This window comes from Kineococcus indalonis, from assembly GCF_009906395.1.
Taxonomy (GTDB): domain Bacteria; phylum Actinomycetota; class Actinomycetes; order Actinomycetales; family Kineococcaceae; genus Kineococcus; species Kineococcus indalonis.
Map to the genome: position 1 here is coordinate 1 of NZ_JAAALM010000243.1, position 5894 is coordinate 5894.

The following is a 5894-nucleotide window of genomic DNA, read 5'->3' on the forward strand; positions in this document are numbered from 1 at the left end:
GTGGGGGCGTGAGCGGCCTGGGGGACTACCTGCGCGCGCGCCGCGCCGACCTCTCCCCCGCCGACGCCGGCCTGCCGGCCGGGGAGCGCCGGTGGGTGCCGGGCCTGCGCCGCAGCGAGGTGGCGCTGCTGGCGGGCATCAGCGTGGAGTACTACGTGCGCCTGGAGCAGGGCCGCGAGCGCAACCCCTCACCGGCCGTGCTCGACGCCCTCGCCGCGGCGCTGCGCCTGCCCCGCGACGGCGCCGAGCACCTGTACCGGCTGGCCGGCCTGGCTCCCGCCGCCGGTGCCGGCGGCGCCGCCGGTCCCGAGCGGGTCGACCCCCGCCTGGTCGAGCTGCTGCAGGCCTGGCCGGCGACCCCGGCGGTGGTGCTCGGACGCGCCCTGGACGTGCTGGTGGCCAACCCGCTCGCCGAGGAGCTGTTCGGGGGTTTCCCCACCACCCGCAACCTCGTGGAGCTCGTGTTCCTCGACCCGCTGGCGCACGCGCTGTACCCGGAGCGGGACGTCGTGGCGCGCGGCGCCGTGGCCGCGCTGCGCCTGGCCGACGGGGCGCACCCCGGCGATGCGCGCATCCGCGAGGTCCGCCGGCGCCTCGGCGGCAGCGAGGAGTTCACCCGGGCGTGGCAGCGCCACGACGCGCGGGGCAAGACCGCCGAGCGCAAGCGGTTCTCGCACCCGCAGGCGGGCGAGCTGACGCTGCACGTGCAGACCTTCGACGTCCGCGGCGCGGTGGGTCAGCAGCTGGTCCTCCACCACCCCGGGCAGGGGACCCCCAGCGCGGACGGGGTGGCGCTGCTGGGCATCCTGGCCGCGCAGCGCACCACCCGTCCAGACTCACGGCCCGCGTCCCCGGGCACCGCGCCGGTGTAGCAGGGCGGGGCGCGCGGGCGCTGCGCGCCTCAGCGCAGCCGGGGTTTCCAGTCGTGCGTGGTGGAGGCGCAGGCCGCGTGCTGGCAGGCGAACACGGACGTGCTGGGCGTGGTGAGCTCGACGAAGGTGTTCACCCAGCCGCCGCGGCTCATCGGCCAGAAGGTGCCGTCGGGGCCGTCGACGACGGGAGCGGTGAAGCGGACCACCTGCGTGCGGCCGGTGCACGTGCCGGTCGCGGTGCCGCTCTCCAGCACCGCCCGCACACCCCTGTCGCCCCCGTCGTAGTAGGGGGCGTCGGTGCTCAGGTCGTCCAGGACCGCGGTCAGGTCGTACGGCTCGCCGGCGGGGCACGTGATGCGCACCCGCCACGTCACCGCGGTGCCGTCCCGGGCGAGCACGACGGTGCGCCCGGGCTGCAGCGTGGAGGTGCTCGCGACGGCCGCGGGGGGTTCCTCCGCCGCGGACGCCGCGGCTGTCGGCGGTGCCACCACCAGGATGGACGCAGCGGCAACGATCGTCATCGAACGACGCACGCGGATCACCTTCGATCGCCGGTGTCGGGAGGTGCTCAGGTCCCCACCATAGGACTCGCAGCGGGCGCAGGGGACGGAACTCCGCGACGTCCCCGGGCGTGACCGGCGGTGGAGGCTCCGGCGGTGGCGCGGTGTGCTGCAATGGCGGGGTGCTGCTCCTGCGCCCCGCGCAGCAGGTGCGCGCCGACGCCGAGGCCGTCCTGCGCGCGCAGCGCCGGCGCCTGCGCTCGCACGGCGTCCCGGGCCGGTTGCTGCTCGTGGGGGCCAGCAGCGTCGACGGCGCGCTGACCCGCGGCGACGTCGACCTGCACCTGCGCGTGGCCCCCGCGGTGTTCCCCGAGGTGCGCGATCGCCTGCGGGACCTGCTGGTCGTGGTGCACCCGGGGATCTGGTCGCCGACGCTGGCCACGTTCGCGGTGCCCGCCGCGGCGCTGCCCCGCGGGAGCGTGCTGCCCACCGGCCTGGCGCTGACCCCGGAGGGTTCCGAGCACGACCTGCGCTTCACCCGCTGCTGGCAGCTGCTGCGCGCCGACGCGGACCTGCTGGCCGAGCACAACGCCGTCAAGCTCGCCAGCACCGAGGACGACTACGAGCAGCGCAAGCCCGACTTCTTCGACCACCTGCTGCACCTGTGGCCCGGCCACCCGGCCGGCGGCGCGGGTGCCCCGGCGCCACCCCCGGACCGGCGAGGAGGGGCGACCCCGTGAACCACGTGGAGAGTTCGGGCGCGAGCGACGTGGAGGCCGAGCGCGGCGACGTCATCACGATCCGCCTGGCGCAGGACGCGGGCACCGGCTACGTCTGGTCGCTGACCGGCCTGGGCGAGGGCCTGGTCCTGGAGCGCGAGCAGACCCTCGCCCCCTCGCGGTCCGCCCCGGGCGCCCGGGGGGAGCACCTGGTGCGCCTGAGGGCGGACCGCGTGGGCCGCTGGCCCGTGCAGCTCCGGCTGGCCCGCGCGTGGGAGGGCTCGGGCGCCGAGGAGCGCACGGTGTCGATCACGGTCCGCTGACCGCCCGGCTCCCCCGGCGCCCCCGGCGTCGAGCCGGATCGGCCGTCCCGGGTCACCAGAGGTAGATCTCGTGGATCATCCCGTCGGCCTCCTCGCGCAGGTTCACGGGCCGGTTCGTCTGGCGCGCCTGGCTCGCGAGCATCACCAGCGCCAGGTGGGCGCCGTCCCGGCCGTCGTAGACCTTGCGCCAGCCCACGCCGGTGATGTTGACGAACGAGTTGCGCGTCTCGTCGATCGACCAGAGCGCGTCGATGCGCACGCCCTCGCGCCAGGTGGCGGTGACGCCCTGGTCCGAGGTGGTGCCCGTGGGGGCCGGCGGGTGCAGGGCGGGTGCGCTCATCGACCCCGCGGTCATCGCCGCGAAGTCCGTGGCGCTGATCGTCGGGACGCTGGTGCCGCCCGCTGCGCCGTCGTCCCGGCCGCCGGTGCCCGGCGGCGACGCGGTCGGGGTGCCGAGCGAGTCGTTCGTGAGTGTCATGGTCCTCTCCTCACCAGGCGTGGAGCTGCTTGACGCTGCCGTTGTCCTCGAACAGTCCGACGGGGCGGCCCAGCGCCTTCGCCGCTGCCAGTTCGGACATCATCGCGTGGGAGGTGACCGGCGAGCCGCCGTCCAGCTTGAGCCACCCCCGCGCCGATCCGTGCACCCAGACGTTGGCGTCGGCCTCGTTGCTCCACAGGCCCGTCACGGCCTGGTCGGGCAACCACGCCCGCAGGTTCACGCCGTGCACGGAACACGTCTGGTACGACTCGATGCCGCACTCGCCGTAGGCGATGCGGAAGTACCCGCCGTCCCCCCAGCCGGTGCCCCAGCTGTTGCGGGCGATCCAGCAGCCCGCGGCGTCGTCGTAGCCGATGAGCACCACGCAGTGCCCGCCGGCGAGGTCGCCCGTCACGTGCCGGTACACGCCGCTGCGGTAGCTGAAGAAGTCCTGGTAGACGTTGAAGCAGGCGGTCACGGCCCCGTAGGTGGAGATGCGCTCCTTCACCTGCACCGCGTCGCCGGTGACGTCGGCCCACGCCGACACCCTGGCCACCCGGTGGGGCCAGTCGGCGTTCAGCCGGGAGGCGCCGTCCTGGTCCCCGGCGCTGTACGGGTAGTAGTCCTCCAGCGTGACGCCGCTGCTCTGCGCCAGGGGCAGGGCCCGGTTGGGCCACCAGCCGGAACCGCAGTCGCGCCCCTCCGAGCGCGCGTGCACGTAGAACAGGTGGGCCTCGGACAGGTCGATCGGCACGGTGGTGCGTCGCGAGAACCGGAAGACCACCTCCATGGCGCCGGCGACGCCGAAGGCGACGCAGGAACCGCACCCGCCCTGGTCCTTGACCGCGGTGTCGTAGTCGACGCCGTCGACGGCGCGCACGTCGAAGGACGCCGGCGCGCCGGCTCCCCGAGCCGCGCCGGACCGGGCCAGGGCCGCCGCCGCCTCGTCGTGGTCCGGCAGGTCCGGCCGGCTGGGCACGCCGAGCCGGATCCGGCGCTCGTCCTCCTGGAGCGCGGTGATCGAGGTGTACCCCACCTCCCAGGGGCGGCCGCTGTCGCGCAGGGCGGTCTGCAACCGCCCGAGGTCGAGAGCTCCGGAACCGGAGGTCCCCTCACTTGCCATGACGGACTCCTCGTCGCTCGCCCGGGTGCCTCCCGGGGTGCGGATCGGGTGGGGACCGCGCGCCTGCACCGGGTGGTGCGCGCGGTCCTGCGGGGTTCGAGCACCGGGGGGACCCCGGTGGTCCCTGCTCGACGCGTCCGCCGGCGCTCGGCCGGGACGCGTCGCCGCTGCGCGCGCGGTGGGTGCGCGGCGGGTGCGCGACGCCGGTGCTCGGGACCGTCGCGTCGGCGAGCCGTCAGGGGCGCCACCTCGGCGCCGCCACGGCGGTGGGGCCCGGATCCTCCGGGCGGGTCCGGCTGCGGTGCCGGGCCACCGGCAGGGTCCTCCCGCGCGGGTGGGGCGTCAAGCCCTCCCGCGGGCGACCAGCGGGGGCCGGGGCGGCGCCTGGTGCCGCGGCGGGGCGGCGAAGGCGTGCTCGACGATGCGCGCGGTGCGGGCGGTGGGTCCCACGCCCAGCTCGTGGCGCAGCACGAGTTCGCACGCCTGGTAGGCCCTGCGGGCCTCGACGAGGTTGCCCTCCGCCAGGTGGACCTGGATGAGCGCGCGGTGGGCGCTCTCGCGCAGGGGGTCGGCGCGCAGCGCGGCGAGCGCCGCCTCCAGCGCGAGGCCGCACCGCCCCGCGGCGGCCAGCTCCTCGGCACCGGCCTCCAGGGCGTGCAGGCGCAGCTGCCGCCACCGCTCCCGGTGCACGACGAGCCACTCGTCGGGCCACTCCGGCAGCAGTTCCTCCTCCGCGTCGGTCACCGCGCACACGTCCACGACCTGCCCGCCGGCGCGCAGCACCCGTTCCGCCGAGCGCGCGAGGTCGCGCAGGTCGACCTGCACCTGCGCGCCGAGCCGGACCGTGGGCCCGTCGACGACCACGAGGCCGTGCGCCGCGGCGCCGATCCTCCACAGGGCGGTGCGCAGGCACGCCGCCGCGCGCGCCTCGGGGGCCCGGGGCCAGAGGGCACCGGCGGCCTGACCGCGCCCGAGGCCGCCGCGCAGGGCGACCAGCACGACGATCCGCTGCGCGGTCACCGGCAGGACCACCGCGCGCCCGTCCACGGCGAGGCGGAAACCCCCCAGCAGGGTGAGGGTGCAGCCCGCCGGGGCGCCCGCGGCCGGGGCGGGCACGGGGTCCGGGGTGAACCAGGAACCGTCCACATCCCCTCCTCGGAGCGTGCCGCCCGGGCGGACAACGATGCCCGCGCGGGGAACCGCGCGCAAGGACCTGGCGCACGCAGCGTGATGAGCACCGCGCCCGCGCGTGGTGACGGTGCGGTGACGCGCCGGTCCTAACCTGGCGGGCCGGTGCGGCCGGCGACGGCCCGGCGGCACCGCTCACGAGGAGGTCGCGCACCCGTGGACGACACCCGCCGCACGCGCCGTCCGCCCGCCGGGCGGTTCCGCGCCGACCCGCTCCGCCGGGGCGGGCGGTGAGCGCCCCGGCCGCCGCGGGGACCGCGGCCGCCGCCGTCGCGGGCGCCACCGTGCCGCGGCCGCCGGACGTGCGCGCCGGCCCGGCCCGCTTCGCGCTGGAGCTGCGCCCCGAGCAGGACGAGGTCGACACCGCCGGCAGGGTGCGCACCGCGCTCGCCCCGGCGGGGGCCGTGGTGCGGCCGCTGTCGGAGCTGGAACCCCGGGTGCTCCTCGTCGTCCTGCCCGGGCGCCTCTTCGGCGCCCAGCAGGCCGCCGCCTTCGGCGCGGCCGAGGCGCTGCGCGCGGAGTTCGACGTGCTCAGCGCCGAGCCGGACCTGCCGACGGCGTTCTTTCCGGAAGCACCCCCCGCGCAGGACGCCCCCGGGCCCGGGGGTCGCCCGCTGCGGCGCGAGAGCGGGCTGGGCGGGTTCCCGCCCGGCTGCTGGGTCCCCCCCGACCCCGCGCTGGACGCCGATCC

Annotated in this window: 8 protein-coding genes; 4 read left to right on the forward strand and 4 right to left on the reverse strand. The window is 77.1% G+C overall.

From position 1 onward, the window contains the following. Window positions 1-8 precede the first annotated feature (8 nt). Window positions 9-872, forward strand: a complete 864-nt coding sequence (locus tag GTR00_RS12560; RefSeq protein WP_166611956.1) for an MmyB family transcriptional regulator — start codon at window positions 9-11, stop codon at window positions 870-872. Between the two features lie 29 nt (window positions 873-901). Here GTR00_RS12560 and GTR00_RS12565 read toward each other — a convergent pair whose 3' ends face one another. Beyond that, a complete protein-coding gene (locus GTR00_RS12565) occupies window positions 902-1405 on the reverse strand; it encodes a hypothetical protein (RefSeq protein WP_166611957.1) in 504 nt (167 codons plus the stop codon). A 149-nt stretch (window positions 1406-1554) separates the two neighbouring features. Here GTR00_RS12565 and GTR00_RS12570 point away from each other — a divergent pair, with 149 nt between their 5' ends. Further along, complete coding sequence (locus tag GTR00_RS12570; protein ID WP_166611958.1) at window positions 1555-2112, forward strand: hypothetical protein; 558 nt, start codon at window positions 1555-1557, stop codon at window positions 2110-2112. Further along, window positions 2109-2414 carry a protease inhibitor I42 family protein gene (locus GTR00_RS12575; protein ID WP_166611959.1) on the forward strand — a complete coding sequence of 102 codons (306 nt, stop codon included), beginning with the start codon at window positions 2109-2111 and terminating at the stop codon, window positions 2412-2414. Before GTR00_RS12570 ends, GTR00_RS12575 begins: the two co-directional genes overlap by 4 nt. A gap of 52 nt (window positions 2415-2466) precedes the next feature. Here GTR00_RS12575 and GTR00_RS12580 read toward each other — a convergent pair whose 3' ends face one another. The 3 genes from GTR00_RS12580 to GTR00_RS12590 form a co-directional block, all read right to left on the reverse strand. Further along, window positions 2467-2892 (reverse strand): hypothetical protein, encoded by a 426-nt coding sequence (locus GTR00_RS12580; protein ID WP_166611960.1) that lies wholly within the window; start codon window positions 2890-2892, stop codon window positions 2467-2469. A 10-nt stretch (window positions 2893-2902) separates the two neighbouring features. Then, window positions 2903-4015, reverse strand: a complete 1113-nt coding sequence (locus GTR00_RS12585) for a C1 family peptidase (protein WP_166611961.1) — start codon at window positions 4013-4015, stop codon at window positions 2903-2905. Between the two features lie 342 nt (window positions 4016-4357). Beyond that, window positions 4358-5161, reverse strand: a complete 804-nt coding sequence (locus tag GTR00_RS12590) for an AfsR/SARP family transcriptional regulator (RefSeq protein WP_166611962.1) — start codon at window positions 5159-5161, stop codon at window positions 4358-4360. 272 nt (window positions 5162-5433) lie between these two features. On the opposite strand from GTR00_RS12590, the gene GTR00_RS12595 reads away from it, so the two are divergent. Then, window positions 5434-5894 (forward strand): hypothetical protein (locus tag GTR00_RS12595; RefSeq protein WP_205705679.1); only part of this gene is annotated, 461 nt, incomplete at its 3' end.

What these genes read in the sequence shown, in the direction of transcription:
- GTR00_RS12580 (WP_166611960.1), bottom strand. Translation starts at nt 2,892, where the DNA reads ATGACACTCACGAACGACTCGCTCGGCACCCCGACCGCGTCGCCGCCG.
- GTR00_RS12585 (WP_166611961.1), bottom strand. Translation starts at nt 4,015, where the DNA reads ATGGCAAGTGAGGGGACCTCCGGTTCCGGAGCTCTCGACCTCGGGCGG.